Here is a 16,749-nt window from a genome sequence, read left to right as displayed (position 1 = left end):
TATGGCCAGCATTTTTGTTATTTTACTTCTCAGCGTCGGTGCCTTTTTTGTGGGAGGCATTCCCTTTGGGCTCATCATCGCTCGGCTGTTGGCACACGAGGATATTCGAAGCGTGGGATCCGGCAATATCGGTACTACCAACGTGGCGAGAAGTGCCGGAAGTACGGCGGGTGTGCTCACGCTTGTATGTGACGCTGGCAAGGGCTTCTTAAGCGTTTGTGTGGCGCGTCTTATCCTGTCTTCTGTGGTTGATGGCGGATCGGTTGCGCTTGACCTCGAGGGCGCATATCACTGGGCAATTTCGTTTGTATATGCGTGCTGTGTCCTGGGGCATATATTTTCTCCCTTCCTCCATTTTCACGGCGGAAAAGGTATTGCGGTTGGCTTTGGCGGAGGTTTGGCGCTTAATTGGCCAATGGCAGTCATGGCTTTTCTTGTCTTTTTGGCGCTTGCTTTGCCAACGCAGTATGTTTCGCTTGGTTCGGTGGGCGCTGCCGTGGCCATCGGTGTCTTTGCGATTATTTTCGGTGAGCCGCCGTTTTCCGTGCTGTGCATCTTAGTGGTCGGTGCCACTGTGGTATGGGCACACCGCGAAAACCTGAGCCGCCTGTCGCAGGGGAGCGAGCGAAAATTCAGTATTGGATCAAAAGACTTTGGCGAGAAGCCCATTGAAGAAGGTAAGGAAAAACCGCATATTCAGCATCCTTCCGCCAAAAAGGCACAGCTTTTGGGGAATCAGCCTCAAGAGAGACGCAGCGTCCGTAGGGAAAAGGGCACACGATGAAGCGTGTCTGTGTTGTTGGATCGGGTTCTTGGGGAACCGCGTTTTCCACACTCTTGGCAGCTACGTGCGAGACGGTTGTCGTGTGGTCGCGTGAGGACGTAATTGCAGAAAGCATAAGGTCAGAGCATAGAAATTGCCTTCATTTACGCGATGCTCTTTTGCCGGAAAATATCGTTGCCACAACTTCTCAGGAAGAAGCGGTGTCTGGGTCTGAAGCTGTTGTACTTGCAACTCCGTCGGCTTTTCTGCGTTCCACCTGCGCTTCACTGGCTCCATATATTGATACTCAAGTTCCGATATTGGTACTTTCAAAAGGCATGGAAGCGCACTCTCATAAGCTCATGCATGAAGTTGTCGCTGATGAGCTTGGGCATCCGGAGCGAATTGCGGTTCTTTCAGGCCCCAATCACGCAGAAGAGGTTGTCGAGAAGAGCTTTTCTGCGGCAGTTGTTGCCTCCGAAGATCTTACGTGTGCGAAGCGGTTTCAGAAAGCCATTTCGTGTCGAGAGTTCAGGACGTACGTAAGTGATGACGTGAGAGGCGTGGAAGCGTGCGCTGCCGCCAAAAACGTGGTTGCCATTGCCTGTGGCGTTGCAGTCGGAAGCGGTGCGGGAGACAATACGCTTGCGGCTCTTATGACGCGAGGTATTGCTGAGCTCGGTCGCATCGTTGTGGCACTTGGGGGAAACCCGCTCACATGCATGGGTCTTGCCGGTATGGGAGATTTGGTAGTTACGTGTACTTCCCGCCATTCTCGCAATAGAAGCTTTGGTGAGGCGCTGGTAGGAGGGGAAACTCTCGATACATACCAGAGTCGCACTCATATGGTGGTAGAAGGCGCTCAGGCGGTAAAGGGTCTGTACGAACTCGGACACCAAAAGCATATTGAAATGCCGCTTACCGATGCGGTTCATGCCATTTTGTATGAAGGCGCCTCCATTGACGCAGTTGTTGCAAATCTTATGGATCGTATGCCTCGCAACGAATTTTATGGTATTGAGTGATGGGAAGGTATATGAATAACGTCTATATTGCTCCATCGGTTCTTTCGGCTGATTTTACCCGGCTTGCCCATGAGCTGGAAAGCATCAAGAGCGCTGACTATATCCACTATGACGTGATGGACGGACATTTTGTGCCAAACATTTCATTTGGTCCGGCCATTATGAAGGAAGCACAAAAGGCAACTCAGATGCCGTTTGACGTGCATCTTATGGTTACCAATCCCGCCGAGATCATCCCTTTGTTTTTGGATCTTGGCGCGGACATCGTTACCTTTCATATGGAGGCAACGCCTCACGCCCATCGACTTGTGCATCTTATACGCTCCGCCGGTGCTCGGGCAGGTATTGCCATCAACCCGGCAACGCCGGTCTGTTTTTTGGAAGACATCATCGAAGACGTTGATTTGGTACTCGTTATGAGCGTGAATCCGGGATTTGGCGGACAGAAGTTTATTCCGGGTGCATATGCCAAGATTCGGCAAGTCAAGGAGCTGTGTAAAAGCCATCAGGTTACACCTCTCATTGAGGTTGACGGTGGCGTCAGTGCGGCAAACGCTTCCGAGCTTGTGAGTGCAGGTGCAACCATGCTGGTTGCCGGAAGCGCCATCTTTAAGGCAGACGACAGAGAGGCTGCAATTTCCGAATTGAAACATGAAGCCCGTTTGGGCAACAGTACGCAGGCATAAGAGGAGATCACAACAAACTATGCCATACCTATATCTTGACTACGCTGCTTCCGCACCAACAAGACCTTCCGCTCTTCTTGCCGAGAAAACCTATGAAAACTCAGCGTTTGCGGGAGTTAATCCAAATTCTTTGCATACCTTGGGTCGCCAAGCCGCACGTGCACTTGACGCTGCGCGTAGAGATCTCGTACAGGCGGCAGGAGGAGGCTTTAGAACTCCTGATGTTATCTTTACCTCAGGAGGCACCGAAGGCAATAACCTTGCGCTTCTCGGCATTGCTGAGGGAGTGCGTCAAAAAGATCACACGCGGACCGTTGTTGTGATGTCGGCCATTGAGCATGAGTCGGTCTTGGATACTGCGCCGGTACTTCGCGATCGAGGGTTTGACGTGCGTATCGTTAAGCCTAACCGTCAAGGGAAGATTGAACCTCAGGCACTCAGTGAACTACTTGATGTGTCCGTCGCTCTTGTGAGCATTATGTATGCGAACAATGAAACAGGGGTTGTACAGCCGATAAGAGAGCTTTCTCAAGTGGCGCATCAGTATGGTGCATTTTTTCATACCGATGCGGTTCAGGCTTTTGGACGCATTGCTTTGCATCTTGACGACGTAGATGCACTTACGATTACCGCACACAAACTTGGTGGTCCCATTGGTATTGGAGCCGAACTTATTCGTTCCCGTACGCCGTTGAGACCGCAAAGCTATGGCGGCGGACAAGAACAGGGGAGACGCCACGGAACGCAGGCAGTTCGCGGAGCGCTTGCATTTGCCGCAGTGGCGCGTGAGTGTACGGAGCGGCTTAGCGCAACGCAGAACACCGTTTCAATGCGAGCAGACCATCTTTACCAGCGTTTATGTGCTTCTCGTAAAATTGAGCCCACAACTTCCACCGTTATTGGGGATGACCATCTGCCGGGAACCGTGAGCATCCTTGTTCCCAGTATGGATTCGGAATCGTTGGTACTTGCGCTTGATCAGGCAGGATTTGAAGTTTCGGCAGGCTCTGCCTGTTCTTCAGGATCGCTTGAGCCAAGCCATGTTTTGTCGGCCATGGGAATTTCTCGCCAGAAGGCTCTGGGGTCTTTGCGAATTTCATTTGACGAAAGAGTTTCAGAAGAAGAGCTTGAGAGCTTTGCGGAGGCACTTTTAGGACTTGTTGAGTGAAAGACTACCTTGTAAATTCTGAGGTTTTCTTCAGCTAACTGCGTTACTCTAGTATGTGGACATAACCGTATAAGGAGGGAATATGAGCGAATCTATGTTATTGGTGCAGCTCCAAACCATTGATCTTAAACTGCTTAAAGCCGCCTCAACCCTCGCTGCCATGCCGCAACATAAGCGGCTTGAAACCATTGAACTTGCAAAAAAGAAGCTTTCAAGTGAGTACAACAAGATAGTTGGCCTTCGTAAGGACGCGGAACTTGAGGTCAAAGATCTTGAAAGTCAGCATGAGACATATCAGAAAAAAGAGCAGGAAACCCAAGATCGTGCAGCTACTGAAACTGACTATCGTGCCATTCAAGACTATGACCAGCAGCTCTCTACGCTGGCAAAAGCACTTGAGAAGACGAGCTTTAAGCTTATGGAGGCTCAGAAGGTACTACAAAAGCTGAAGCATACCGAAGTAGGAGCCGAGACAATGTTTACCAAGCTTAATGCTGAGCTTGAGACTACACATAAGTCTCTTGTCGTTGATACCGCTTCACTTCAAAGTCGCGTGTTAAAGCTTAAAGACGAACGTGAGCATGTGGTTTCCCAACTTTCCGAAGACATGCTGACAACTTACGAAAGCGCACGCAAACGTTTTAAGGGTCTGGCGGTTGAATATCTTGACGGCAATACGCCCAGCATCTGCCGGGTGGCATTGCAACCAAGCTCATTTCACGATCTTGCACATGGTCCAAACGTTACCGAGTGTCCGTATTGCCATCGCATATTGGTAACGGACTATACGCCGGAGGAAATCTCTGAAAAGGAGAAAAGTCGGTCATGATACGTGCAACTTCGGGACAAAAAAAGATAGCGCTTGCGGTAACGGGGGGTATTGCCGCATATAAGGCTGTTGAAGTTCTGCGCGCGCTTCAGCGCGGCGGCTGTGATGTGCGGGTTATCATGACGACCGATGCGCAGAAATTTGTGGGAGTAACAACGTTTCGTACCCTTTCGCAGCATCCAGTGCTCACGGACCTCTATGACTATAGTGAGAGTCCAACGCCTCATGTTGATATAGCCGACTGGGCCGATTTGTTTTTGGTAGTTCCGGCTACGGCCAATGTAATTGCAAAAATATCTGCAGGTATCGGTGATGATGCACTCACATCTGCTTTACTTGCGGCTCATACTCCCGTACTTATTGCGCCGGCCATGAATACCCACATGTGGAATAACCCGGCGACACAGGCAAACGTTCATAGCCTGATGTGCCGGGGATACCATTTTGTCTCACCGCAAAGCGGTCTTCTCGCCTGCGGATACACCGGAAACGGAAAGCTTGCCGAGGTTGATGAAATTGTTTCGGCTGCTTGCAAGCTCTTGGATCAAAGTTTCCGGAGCGCATCGCAAGAAGCTCAAGACCTGTCCGGTCAGCGCCTGCTTATTACCGCAGGGCCCACACACGAGGCTATTGATCCGGTGCGCTTCTTGGCAAATGCCTCAACGGGAAAGCTCGGATTTACCGTGGCGGCAGAGGCTGCTCGCCGTGGCGCCGATGTCGTGTTGGTTGCGGGACCCGTTTCACTTGAGACACCTTGTGGAGTACGTCGTGTTGACGTAATTTCCGCAGATCAAATGCTTGAGGCTGCAGAGTCGGCATTTAAGAGTGTTGATGCGGCCATTCTGACAGCGGCCGTTGCCGACTATACTCCTGTTATGTGCGCAGACCATAAACTCAAGAAAGAACATGAACCGCTTGTAGAGATTAAGCTCAAAGAGACCACAGATATTCTCGCAACCCTATCGGCTCAAAAGCGTAACCGTATTGTGATAGGTTTTGCTGCTGAAACCAACAATCTTTTACAAAACGCTCAGGCTAAACTTGAGCGTAAGGGTGCCGATATGATTGTGGCCAATGATGTTTCAAGAGCCGATTCCACCTTTGGTGCCGATACCGATCGAGTCGCTTTCGTAAGTAAGACAGGGATTGAGCAGCTGGAAACTTTGCCGCTGGTTGCCGTTGCCAATGCGGTACTTGATAAGACCTTGCAACTTCTGAAAGCTCGGTAGAAATCGTGTGGTATACATGGGTATTTTAATTGGCTGTGAAGAACTTACGATGGAATGGCCAAGCAAAAAAGTATTGTCGGACCAGACCATCGGAATTAACGAAGGCGACCGTATCGGCGTTGTGGGAAAAAACGGTGACGGCAAGTCAACGCTTTTACGGCTTATTGCTCATCGGTTAACGCCCGACAAGGGCCAGGTGGTTTGGCGCGGCAATATCCATGTAGGATATCTGGGCCAGCAGGATACGTTGGATGATGATGCAACGGTTGGCCAGGCTATCGTGGGGGATACCCCTGAATATGTGTGGGCATCCGATGCACGTATCCGTCATATCATCGATGAGCTGGTGGGAGATCTTGATTGGAATGCTCCCGTAAGACAGCTTTCCGGCGGACAGCGTCGCCGCTGTGATCTTGCACGTCTTTTGTCGGGTACATGGGATGTCATCTTGATGGATGAGCCTACCAACCATCTTGATATGCACGCCATACAATGGCTTGCCGCACAACTCACAAACCTTTGGCCCAAGGGTCAGGGTGCCCTTATCGTGGTTACGCATGACCGCTGGTTTCTTGATGAGGTTTGCGACCATATGTGGGAGGTGCATGACGGTACTATCGATCCCTTTGAAGGAGGATATTCGGCCTATATCCAGCAGAGGGTTGAGAGAGACCGACAAGCCGCCGCAACGGAAGAGCGTCGGCAAAATACCCTTCGCAAAGAACTCAACTGGTTGGCTCATGGAGCTAAAGCACGTACGTCAAAACCGCGGTTTCGTGTGGAGGCTGCACAGAAACTTCTTGCCGACGATCCGCCGCTCCGCAATACCCTTGAGCTGAAACGGATGGCTATGTCACGCCTTGGCAAGCAGGTCATTGAGATGCACGATGTCTCATTTGTCTATCCGTCTTCAGATGGCAGAGGCGCAAAGCCCATTATCGATGGTGTTGAGTGGCTGATAGGACCAGGAGACCGCTACGGTATTCTTGGCGAGAATGGCGCCGGAAAATCCACGCTCTTAAAGCTCATGACACAGCAGCTTATGCCTACGAAAGGTTTGATAAAAGTAGGCGCGTCGGTTACGTTTGGCTGGCTTTCTCAGCAACTTGACGGACTGTCTGAAAAAGAAGATCAAAGCGTTCTCACTCTTTTGTCTCGGTATAAGACCAGCTACTACGTTGACGGTAGAATGCAGAGCCCCACACAGCTTCTTGAAGGCTTAGGATTTGATCGTCGAGAGTTTACCGACCGCATCAAAGATCTTTCAGGCGGACAACGGCGACGTCTGGCGCTTCTGTGCGTTCTTCTCGAAGAGCCAAACGTCTTGGTACTTGATGAGCCGGGAAACGATTTGGATACCGATATGCTGGCTGTTCTTGAAGATCTGCTTGACAGCTGGCCGGGAACGCTTTTGGTGGTTACGCACGATAGATATCTCATGGAGCGCGTCACCGACGATCAATTTGCTCTCATGGAAGGCAAGATTTGTCACGTTCCCGGTGGTGTTGACGAGTACCTTAAAAACATAGATTCGTCTCGCCATGTAAAAGACGGTTCAAAAGCAGCTTCATCAGCAAAGACATACGCCATGGGCGAGAATTGCGCTGACGAGAAGGACGAAGATACCAAGGGTTCTTCTCGCCACGTTCTGGCCAACCAGGAACGGCGGGAACTCAAGAAGCGATTTGATTCGGTTGAGCGACGTCTTAAAAAGGCTGAGATTGTGCCTGATCAGGTACAGGCTCAGATGGCATCGGCTGATCAAAGCGATGCTGAGACCCTTATGAGGCTGCAAAAGGAGCTGGAAGATGCTAATGCCGCCGTTTCGGAGCTTGAGAATGAATGGCTTGAGCTTTCAGAGAAACTTGGGTGAGATGGAGTGAAGAAACTTTTTAGCCGCTTTATGCTGACAAAATACGGCACGCGTGCACTGATGGCAACGGGCGCAAAAAGTATTGAGGTGGTGGGAGATTTACTTACGCCACTTATCATTGCACGCATGATAGACGCAGGCATTGCCTCGGGCAATGTATATGACATTATCCGCTATGGTCTTCTGCTGGTGCTTATCGCATGTATTGGCTTTGCGTTTACCATATTTTGTCAATATAACGCCTCAATCGTATCGCAAGGCATTGGTACTGATTTGCGAAGTGCACTTTTTGTAAAGGTGCAAGAGTTGTCGAGCGTTGATGTACACCGTTTTGGCACCGATACACTTATTACCCGTCTCATTAACGATATTAATCAAGTGCAAGTTATGGTAGCGCTCGGAATCAGACAGTTGATGCGCTGGCCTATTTTGGCCGTTGGCTCAATTGTGGCAACATTTTTAATTGACCCACAGCTCGGCAGTGTTTTTTTGGGAGCAATGCTCATCGTTGGTATTATTTTCTGGTGTATTATCCGCCGCACTACGGTGCTTTTTCATATCTTGCAAGAAAGTCTTGATACGGTTTCACTTTTTATGCGGGAAATGCTCTCCGGCGTGCGCGTAATTCGGGTTTTTCGCCGAGAAGAGAGCGAGCGCGTGCAATTTGCTCAAGCGGTTGATAGACAGACGCATATTGCGGCTACGGCCGCCAACTACTCGGCGCTCTTAAATCCGGCAACGTTTTTCATAATGTATGCAGGAATTGCTTTCATTTTCTGGATTGCGGCACCGCAGGTTACTTCTCGCTCACTTTCCGCGGGCAGTATCGTTGCGCTGGTTGGCTATATGACCCAGACACTTCTGGCAGTGGGATATATTGCAAATTTGATTATTATCGTTACCAGGGGGGTGGCCTCTACACGTCGTGTTATGGAAGTGCTCGATATCACTCCCGGTCTTTCCGATGAAAGAAACGTCTCCATTACCCTTTCCGATCAGGAGCTTTCCGATGGTGTTGCTCTTGAGTTGAGAGACGCTACGCTCACCTATGACGGCGGAGGAGATCCCGCACTTTCTCATATTTCTCTTACGGTACCCGCTGGTACAACACTGGGAATTATTGGAGGTACGGGTTCGGGAAAATCGTCTTTAGCCAAGCTTTGCGAACGTCTTTATGAGCCGGAAGAGGGAAGCGTTGAAGTTTTTGGTCATGCCGCTTCTACCTATACCTTCTCTCAACTCCGGCATCTTGTTTCCCTTGTACCTCAGCATGCTTCACTGGTAAGCGGCACCATTCGTACAAATCTTACTTGGCGCGATGCTCATGCAACCGATGAGGATCTTTGGAAAGCCCTTGAGCTTGCTCAGGCGGCTGATTTTGTACGCGAGAAGCCTCGTCAGCTTGACAGCCCTGTTGAGGCAGGCGGCACAAACTTTTCCGGGGGACAGCGGCAGAGACTTACCATTGCACGAGCGTTGGTAGGAAATCCGCGCATTGTGATACTTGATGATTCGGCTTCAGCACTTGACTTTGCGACGGATGCAAGCCTCCGTAGGGCACTGTACTCACTGCGTACAGAGGTGACTTCCGTCATTATTTCCCAGCGTGTGGCTGCCGTCATGCAGGCAGATCAGATATTGGTGCTTGACCATGGGCATCAGGTTGGCCTTGGTACCCATAAAGAACTTCTCGCCACCTGTCCTCTATATAAAGAAATCTGTCTCTCACAGCTTCGTCCGGAGGAGGTGGAAGCATAGATGGCCGATATGTATGCAGCCGGCGGATCGGCCTCTGCCATCAGCGCCAGCGTGCGCAGTGACGGCTCGAACGATCCAAAACATCATGAATCCTTTGCTTCGGAAGACGGGACTCAAATGTCCGCAGCACAGGTTACCCGACGCCTTGCGGGATATATTGCTCCCCATGCGGCACTATTTTTACTTTCTCTTTTAGGATCCGTTGTGACTATGGTGCTCCAGCTTTGGGTGCCGATCATCGTTGGCTCGGCTATCGATCAGCTGATTCATTTGGTACAGGGGAGTGAAGCCACGCTGATTCCCGTGCTTGTCAAGTTGGCTCTTGTGGTGCTTTGTGCCAGCGTGACCCAATGGATTGCAAGTTGGGCCACAAATCGTTTGACGTATGAAACAACACGCGCCATTCGTATTGCCGCTCACGAGAAAATCGCACGTCTCCCGCTTTCCTATATTGACTCTCATGCCCAAGGAGACCTTGCGTCCCGTGTGGTCAACGATGTTGATCAGCTGGGAGACGGTCTCTTGCAAGGTCTTACTCAGCTTCTTACCGGCGTGGTTACCATCATAGGAACGCTTGCTTTTATGTTCTCGCTTTCCGTACCAATGGGGCTTGTGGTGGCTCTTGCAACGCCTCTTTCTATTGTGGCCGCGACGTTGGTGGCCCGTTTTGCCACCCAGTCTTTTGCACGCCAGCAGGCATTTCAGGGAGAGTTGAGCGCCTATGCCGAGGAAATGGTTACAAACCAAGAACTTATCGCTGCTTTTGCCCATAAAAGCGCTGTCGAGAAGGACTTTCAAGACATCAACGAACGGCTTTATACGGTAGGTCAGCGTGCACAATTTGCAAGTTCTCTTTCAAATCCATCGACCCGTTTGGTCAACAATCTTATTTATGCTCTTGTGGCTGCATTGGGTTGTATTTGTGTCATTACCGGTATCCCTTCGGTGCTGAGTATCGGCCAAGTTCAGAGCTTTTTGGCATACGCCAACCAATACATGCGCCCGTTTAACGCAATTTCAGCCGTTGTCACACAAGTGCAGACTGCCTATGCAAGTGCTCGCAGGGTTTTTTCTTTGCTTGACGCCAAAGAGGATACCGCCGATCCCGCCTGTCCTGAACATATCGAGAATCCTTTGGGCGATATCGTTTTTGATGACGTGTCATTTTCGTATGATAAAGAGCATCCTTTGCTGCAACACATTAGTTTTCATGCAGCTCCGGGTAAACAAATCGCACTTGTCGGACCTACCGGTTGCGGAAAAACAACCCTTATCAATTTGTTGCTTCGTTTCTACGACATTGATTCCGGAGCCATTCTCGTTGATGGGCACAATACGAAAAACCTTATGCGCTCTGAACTTCGAGCACAGTTTGGTATGGTGCTGCAGGATACGTGGCTCTTTGAGGGAACCATACGGGAGAATATTCGATATGGCAAGCCTCACGCCACGGATAAAGAGGTTGAAGATGCGTGCAGGCAGGCACAGGCGCATGAGTTTATCGTTCAGTTGCCTCAAGGATATGACACTAAGATCGGGGAAGGCGGAGGGTCGCTTTCCCAGGGTCAGCAGCAGCTTCTGTGTATTGCTCGCGTCATGCTCGCCGATCCTCCCATTCTCCTTTTGGATGAAGCTACTTCAAGTATTGATACACGAACCGAAAAATTGGTACAGACGGCCTTTGATACCATGATGGAAGGACGCACCTCTCTTGTCGTTGCCCACCGACTTTCTACCGTTCGCACGGCTGACAGTATCCTTGTGCTTAAGGATGGGGGCATAATTGAACGTGGTTCTCACGATGAGCTTATTGCGCATGGTGGTTTTTATGCAAAGCTCTACGAGAGCCAGTTTGAAGAAACTCAAAACTAAAGATCGGTTCAACATCGGGGCGTAGCGAGAAGCCCATTGCACGGTAGGAGAGGTGAAAGGTAATGCAGGTTTACGATGCGATTGTCATCGGAGCAGGAGTTTCTGGCTGCGCCATTGCGCGAGAGCTTTCCATGTACGGCGGACGCTTTGCAGTCATTGAACGTGAAGAAGATGTTTGTGCCGGAACGACAAAGGCAAATTCTGCCATCGTACATGCCGGCTTTGATGCACAACCAGGCAGTCTTATGGCTCAACTCAACGTTGAGGGATCACGTCGTATGCCACGGCTTTGCAAAGAGTTGGGCGTGGATTATGACCCAATTGGCGCGCTTGTGGTCTGCACTGCAGAAGAGATGCTCAAAGGTCTGTATGATCTGCAGCAACGTGGCAAAGATAACGGTGTAGATGAGCTTGAGGTTATAGATCGTAAACGTTTAGTTGAGCTTGAGCCTCACATATCCGAGGAAGCCGTAGGGGCTCTCTTTGCTCCAACAAGCGCCATCGTTAATCCCTTCCAGCTCTGTCATCACCTTGCAGATTGTGCCGCGCAAAACGGCGTTGAGTTTTTCTTTGACAGCCCCGTAAAAAGCGTGGAAAAACTCATAACAGATGACGGCAAGGTTCTTTGGTGTGTTCGTACAAGTAAGTGTGAATACCAGACTCGTGCGGTTGTTAATGCCGCTGGGGTTTATGCAGACGTAATTCATAACTGGGTTTCCACAAAGAAGCTCACCATAACTCCACGACGAGGCCAGTATTATGTGCTTGATAAATCGGCGGGAGCCCATGTCAACCACACGATATTCTCGCTTCCTACAAAGTTGGGAAAGGGTGTGTTAGTTACTCCAACGACAGGTGGAAATCTTCTTGTAGGACCCAATGCGGAAGACATTACGGAAAAAGAGGGGACTGACACTACCGCAGAGGGATTGTTTGAGGTGAAGGCCAAATCTGCAATGACGGTAAAAGATATTCCATTTTGGGATATTATTGCCACATTTTCCGGACTTCGCGCACATCAGCCAGATCATGACTTTGTTATCGGCGAGGTTCCTGAAGCTCCCGGTTTTATCGACTGTGCCGCAATCGAGTCTCCGGGTCTCAGTTCAGCGCCTGCCATTGGGCACCTTGTGGCGCAGATGGTTCAAGAGATGCTTGGCCTTCCGCAAAATCCTTCGTTTAATCCATATCGTCCTAAAATGCCGGATCTCTTGAAAATATCGGAAGACGATTGGCAAGCGCTGATAGATGAAAATCCCGCGTACGGACAAATCGTATGCCGTTGTAATCGCGTGTCGGAGGCGCAGATTATCGCTGCCATCACCTCTCCTGTGGGTGCGCGCTCCTTAGACGGTGTTAAACGCCGCACGGAAGCTTGTATGGGTCGTTGCCAGGCGGGATTTTGTACGCCGAAGATTCTTGATCTTCTCGCTCAATGGGTACCGGGACTTACGATCGAGAAAACCTCGAAAGCAGGGACTGGTTCAGAAATATTTTATGGATTGAATAAAGGGCAGCTTGTTGCCCCATTTGAGGCAGGTGAGAAGTGTGAATAGTGAGTTCTTGGTGTCCGCCTCATATGACGTGGTTGTTATCGGTGGGGGACCAGCCGGACTGGCGGCAGCCTTGGCGGTAAACGTCGGTGCGACGCGTGCGCATTCCGTTCTCATTGTAGAGCGCGACCGCGAGCTTGGCGGCATTCTTAACCAGTGCATTCATAACGGTTTCGGGCTTATCACATTCAAAGAGGAGCTTACCGGACCTGAATACGCCGCACGATACGTGGAGAAAGTTGCAAACGATCCAAACGTTGAGGTGCTTTTAAACACCATGGTCATTGACGTTGCGAGTGACCGAACCGTTACGTGTGTAAATTCACGGAACGGTCTCATGCACATTCATGCGGGAGCCGTTATTTTAGCCATGGGTTGTCGTGAGCGCCCACGTGGTGCACTTGCCATTCCCGGTTTTCGCCCTGCCGGAGTTTTTACCGCCGGTACGGCGCAGCGTCTGGTGAACATCGAAGGACGTATGCCGGGCAAAGAAGTTGTCATCCTTGGTTCCGGTGACATTGGCCTTATCATGGCTCGCCGTATGACGCTTGAGGGAGCTCATGTTGCCTGTGTGGCCGAGCTTATGCCGTATTCAGGCGGCCTCAAGCGCAATATCGTGCAGTGTCTTGATGACTTTGGCATTCCACTGCTGCTTTCACATACCGTCACCAGGATTGATGGCGAGAAGCGCGTGGAGGCGGTGGAGATCTCCGAGGTTGATGCTCACGGCACTCCCATCCCCGGTACGCAAAAACTCTATCCTTGCGATACCTTGCTGCTTTCCGTGGGTCTGCTTCCCGAAAACGATCTCTCACGTGAGACCGGAGTAGAGCTTTCTCGTATAACTCGCGGACCCGTAGTCTCTGAGCACCTTGAGACATCCATACCCGGAATTTTTGCCTGCGGAAACGTTCTTCACGTGCATGACCTTGTCGATTATGTCTCCGAAGAAGCCTGCTTTGCAGGTCAGAGTGCCGCTGCTTTTGTGGAGCGTGGGCAGGCGCTGTCTCAAGAGAACTCCTCTCATATTGAGCTTCTCGCTAAAGACGGCATCCGGTACACCGTTCCGCAGCACATTGACCCCGAGGCTATGGGAGAGCGCCTGTGTGTGCGTTTTCGCGTGGACAACGTATATAAAGACAGAGCGATCGCAGTCTATTTTGATGACACGCAAGTACTAAAGAAGCGTAAACCCATTATGGTGCCGGGTGAGATGGAGCAGGTAGTTCTCAAAAAAGAAGCGATTCTTTCTTACACACATGACCACGGCGCGCTTGATTCCATCACCGTTTGCCTTGAGGAGGTTGCCCATGCCTAACATACAGACCGTTACCTGTATCCGGTGTCCGAGGGGCTGCTCGGTAACCGTTCATTTTGATGACGAGAAGATCGTTGAAGTTTCAGGCAACGCTTGTCCTCGAGGGAATTCCTATGCCCGCGCTGAGGTGACGCATCCCGTGCGTACGGTTACCACTACGGTTCCCGTAGACAATGGTGTTATTGACATGGTTTCGGTGAAGACGTCGGTAGAGGTGCCAAAGGATAAAGTAGTTGACGTTGTCAAGGAGATTTCCGGTCTGAGGGTTCAGGCTCCCGTTGCTCTTGGCGCCGTGCTTCTCGCCCGGGTGGCCGGAACTGATGCGGATATCATTACTACAAAATCAGTGCGGGGTACAGTTGGGGCATAATGAAAAAGGTCAGAGAGCAAATATACCCTCTGACCTTGTGTTTTAATGGTCGGGTGGACTGGATTTGAACCAGCGACCCCTTGACCCCCAGTCAAGTGCGCTACCAAACTGCGCCACCACCCGATGTGCGTCTTCATTGCACGATTTAGTACCTTATCATCTGGGCATAAAATGAGCAAGTAAGAATCAACATTTCTTTTCTAAAGCAAACAAATGAAGCGGGTGCCATGGACAACTTCTTTCAGCGCGTTTTTGATATTGTCAAACAGATTCCTGAAGGCAGAGTTACCACATACGGGCAGATTGCCCGTATGATCGGTGAGCCTCGCAAGGCTCGTTATGTGGGCTTTGCCATGCACCAAAGTCCCGGTGTAGCCGGAGGAGTTCCTTGCCACCGTGTGGTATTCAAAGATGGTTCCCTTGCTCCCGGCTTTGCCTTCGGTGGACCTGACGCACAAAGAGTACTTCTCGAGAAAGAAGGTATTACGTTTCTGCCTGATGGTCGCGTTGATATGAAGGTATGCAGTTGGGAAGTCTGACAAGAAAACGAGTTGTGAAATTCAAGACATAAAGCAACTATAAATAAAGCACTTTCAGCCTCTACAACGTGCTTAATAGTTTTCCTACGCTGCTGTATACTCATAATGTATTTGTGGTTTTGGCAAAATAGCTTGATCGAAAGGCAATATATGAGCCGTGTTTCTCGTAGAGAAGATGCTTTTTACAGTATGTTTTCTGAGTTTAGTGTTTTGACCGTTTCAGCTGCAAAACTGTTTGTCACGTTTATTGAAAATTACCCTGATCATGAAGATCTTACCGCTCAAATTACAAATTACGAGTCGCTCTGTGACGATCAGGTAGGAAAGATTATTTCTACTCTTAACACCTCTTTTATCACACCTTTTGATCGTGAAGATATCTCTGAGCTGGCTCTTCTTATGGACGAGATTGTGGATGGTATAGAAAGCGTTACAGCTCATATTGATATGTACGATATTGACGAGATACGTCCAGAAGCAGGTCAGATGGCACATCTTATCCTGTTTGCTTCCGAAGAACTTCAGAAAGCATTTGAACATCTCCCTGATTATCATAAGGATGATTCTGTTATTGATCATACGCGGGCAACCAACGAATACGAGGATCAAGGTGATGTTGTCTACCGCAATGCCCTGAGTTCAATCTTTAGAAACGTCACCGATCCTATTGAGGTCATTAAGTGGAAGAGCCTGATGGACAGACTTGAGTCTACGCTTGATGCCACCAAACACGTCGCAAATGCCCTACAGAATGTCATTGTGAAAAATGGGTAGTATTCTGCTTGTTGCGGTTCTTGCCGCCGCAGTCATTTTTGAATTTATTAACGGCTTTCACGATACTGCAAATGCCATTGCCACTACGGTGTATACCAAGGCACTGCCTTTACGTGTTGCCATTCTGATGTCGGCAACCATGAACTTCATTGGCGCTTTAATGAGTGAAAAAGTTGCCATGACCATTGCGTCCGGTCTTGTCGATATTCAGCTGCAGCTTTATGTGGTCTTTGCTGCATTGGCCGGAGCCATTATTTGGGATTTATTTACCTGGTGGGCTTCAATTCCAAGTTCGTCTTCGCATGCTTTGATTGGGAGCCTTATTGGTGCAACCATCGTATTTACCGGAACTACCAATCACATTATGTGGGAAGGTGTTCTGAAGAAGGTCGTTATCCCACTGTTTACTTCTCCGCTTATTGGCATGGCTTTGGGTTATTTCATCATGAAGCTGGTCTTTGAGCTCTTTGCAAACTGGCCACCTAAAAAAGCGCACGGTCTGTTTCACCGTCTTCAGGTTCTTTCGGCTGCATTTATGGCTTACAGTCATGGTAACAACGATGCTCAAAAAACCATGGGTATCATCACACTTGCACTGGTGACAGCCGGCCTTCATGACCCTTCAATGGGAATTCCTCTATGGGTCAAGCTACTCTGTGCAACCACCATGGCGCTCGGTACCTCTATTGGAGGTAGCCGCATCATGCGCACCGTTGGCGACGGTGTAACCAAGCTTACTCCGGTTATTGGCTTTGTTGCAGAAGCAAGCTCCACGGTTGCTATCGAACTCATGACAGCCATAGGCGCACCCGTTTCCACCACGCAGGTCATTACCACTTCCATCATGGGCGCCGGATCTGCTCGGCGTCGTAGCTCTGTTCGTTGGGGTGTGGCTCGTAAAATTATTGCCGCTTGGTTTGTTACGTTGCCGGCAACCATGGCGCTTGGCGGCTTGATTGCTTTCTTGATCAGCTTTGTTTTGGCATAACGGC

General features: G+C 50.0%; 15 protein-coding genes and 1 tRNA gene. 15 read left to right on the top strand and 1 reads right to left on the bottom strand.

What is annotated here, in order from left to right:
- The first annotated feature begins 1 nt into the window (after position 1).
- The 12 genes from plsY (at position 2) to ATORI0001_RS00865 (ending at position 14,444) form a co-directional block, all read left to right on the top strand.
- Positions 2-784, top strand: a complete 783-nt coding sequence (plsY, locus tag ATORI0001_RS00920; protein ID WP_003148342.1) for a glycerol-3-phosphate 1-O-acyltransferase PlsY — start codon at positions 2-4, stop codon at positions 782-784.
- Positions 781-1,788, top strand: coding sequence for an NAD(P)H-dependent glycerol-3-phosphate dehydrogenase (locus ATORI0001_RS00915; RefSeq protein WP_003148427.1), 1,008 nt, complete (start codon positions 781-783; stop codon positions 1,786-1,788). The genes plsY and ATORI0001_RS00915 overlap by 4 nt, the downstream gene beginning before the upstream one ends.
- Before the next feature lie 11 nt (positions 1,789-1,799).
- Positions 1,800-2,474, top strand: a complete 675-nt coding sequence (gene rpe / locus ATORI0001_RS00910) for a ribulose-phosphate 3-epimerase (protein WP_003148320.1) — start codon at positions 1,800-1,802, stop codon at positions 2,472-2,474.
- A gap of 19 nt (positions 2,475-2,493) precedes the next feature.
- Positions 2,494-3,642, top strand: a complete 1,149-nt coding sequence (locus ATORI0001_RS00905) for a cysteine desulfurase family protein (protein ID WP_003148407.1) — start codon at positions 2,494-2,496, stop codon at positions 3,640-3,642.
- 82 nt (positions 3,643-3,724) lie between these two features.
- A complete protein-coding gene (locus ATORI0001_RS00900; RefSeq protein ID WP_003148194.1) occupies positions 3,725-4,471 on the top strand; it encodes a zinc ribbon domain-containing protein in 747 nt (248 codons plus the stop codon).
- Positions 4,468-5,700 carry a bifunctional phosphopantothenoylcysteine decarboxylase/phosphopantothenate--cysteine ligase CoaBC gene (gene coaBC / locus ATORI0001_RS00895; protein WP_003148806.1) on the top strand — a complete coding sequence of 411 codons (1,233 nt, stop codon included), beginning with the start codon at positions 4,468-4,470 and terminating at the stop codon, positions 5,698-5,700. Before ATORI0001_RS00900 ends, coaBC begins: the two co-directional genes overlap by 4 nt.
- A gap of 16 nt (positions 5,701-5,716) precedes the next feature.
- Positions 5,717-7,573 carry an ABC-F family ATP-binding cassette domain-containing protein gene (locus ATORI0001_RS00890; protein WP_003148483.1) on the top strand — a complete coding sequence of 619 codons (1,857 nt, stop codon included), beginning with the start codon at positions 5,717-5,719 and terminating at the stop codon, positions 7,571-7,573.
- 30 nt (positions 7,574-7,603) lie between these two features.
- On the top strand, positions 7,604-9,331 hold the full coding sequence (locus ATORI0001_RS00885) for an ABC transporter ATP-binding protein (protein ID WP_244851826.1): 1,728 nt from the start codon (positions 7,604-7,606) through the stop codon (positions 9,329-9,331).
- Positions 9,332-11,203: an ABC transporter ATP-binding protein gene (locus ATORI0001_RS00880; protein WP_003148695.1), complete on the top strand. Its 1,872-nt coding sequence runs from the start codon at positions 9,332-9,334 to the stop codon at positions 11,201-11,203.
- Between the two features lie 62 nt (positions 11,204-11,265).
- Positions 11,266-12,759 carry an NAD(P)/FAD-dependent oxidoreductase gene (locus tag ATORI0001_RS00875; protein WP_003148418.1) on the top strand — a complete coding sequence of 498 codons (1,494 nt, stop codon included), beginning with the start codon at positions 11,266-11,268 and terminating at the stop codon, positions 12,757-12,759.
- Positions 12,752-14,074: an NAD(P)/FAD-dependent oxidoreductase gene (locus ATORI0001_RS00870; protein ID WP_237755883.1), complete on the top strand. Its 1,323-nt coding sequence runs from the start codon at positions 12,752-12,754 to the stop codon at positions 14,072-14,074. The genes ATORI0001_RS00875 and ATORI0001_RS00870 overlap by 8 nt, the downstream gene beginning before the upstream one ends.
- Positions 14,067-14,444, top strand: coding sequence for a DUF1667 domain-containing protein (locus ATORI0001_RS00865; protein ID WP_003148544.1), 378 nt, complete (start codon positions 14,067-14,069; stop codon positions 14,442-14,444). Before ATORI0001_RS00870 ends, ATORI0001_RS00865 begins: the two co-directional genes overlap by 8 nt.
- A 46-nt stretch (positions 14,445-14,490) precedes the next feature.
- Here the strand turns inward: ATORI0001_RS00865 and ATORI0001_RS00860 are convergent.
- Positions 14,491-14,567: transfer RNA gene (locus ATORI0001_RS00860), tRNA-Pro, on the bottom strand.
- A 104-nt stretch (positions 14,568-14,671) separates the two neighbouring features.
- Between ATORI0001_RS00860 and ATORI0001_RS00855 the strand changes: the two genes are divergently transcribed.
- From ATORI0001_RS00855 to ATORI0001_RS00845, 3 genes are all read left to right on the top strand, one after another.
- Positions 14,672-14,983, top strand: coding sequence for an MGMT family protein (locus ATORI0001_RS00855; RefSeq protein ID WP_003148343.1), 312 nt, complete (start codon positions 14,672-14,674; stop codon positions 14,981-14,983).
- Positions 14,984-15,088: 105 nt separating this feature from the next.
- Positions 15,089-15,757 (top strand): DUF47 domain-containing protein, encoded by a 669-nt coding sequence (locus tag ATORI0001_RS00850; protein WP_342290591.1) that lies wholly within the window; start codon positions 15,089-15,091, stop codon positions 15,755-15,757.
- The gene (locus ATORI0001_RS00845; protein WP_003148258.1) at positions 15,750-16,745 is read left to right on the top strand and encodes an inorganic phosphate transporter; all 996 of its coding nucleotides are present in this window, start codon (positions 15,750-15,752) and stop codon (positions 16,743-16,745) included. The genes ATORI0001_RS00850 and ATORI0001_RS00845 overlap by 8 nt, the downstream gene beginning before the upstream one ends.
- Positions 16,746-16,749 lie beyond the last annotated feature (4 nt).

Origin of the sequence: Lancefieldella rimae ATCC 49626, from assembly GCF_000174015.1 — a bacterium.
Taxonomy (GTDB): Bacteria; Actinomycetota; Coriobacteriia; order Coriobacteriales; family Atopobiaceae; genus Lancefieldella; species Lancefieldella rimae.
The sequence above is the reverse complement of the archived record's forward strand: the minus strand, read 5'-3'. Positions and strand labels throughout refer to the sequence as shown.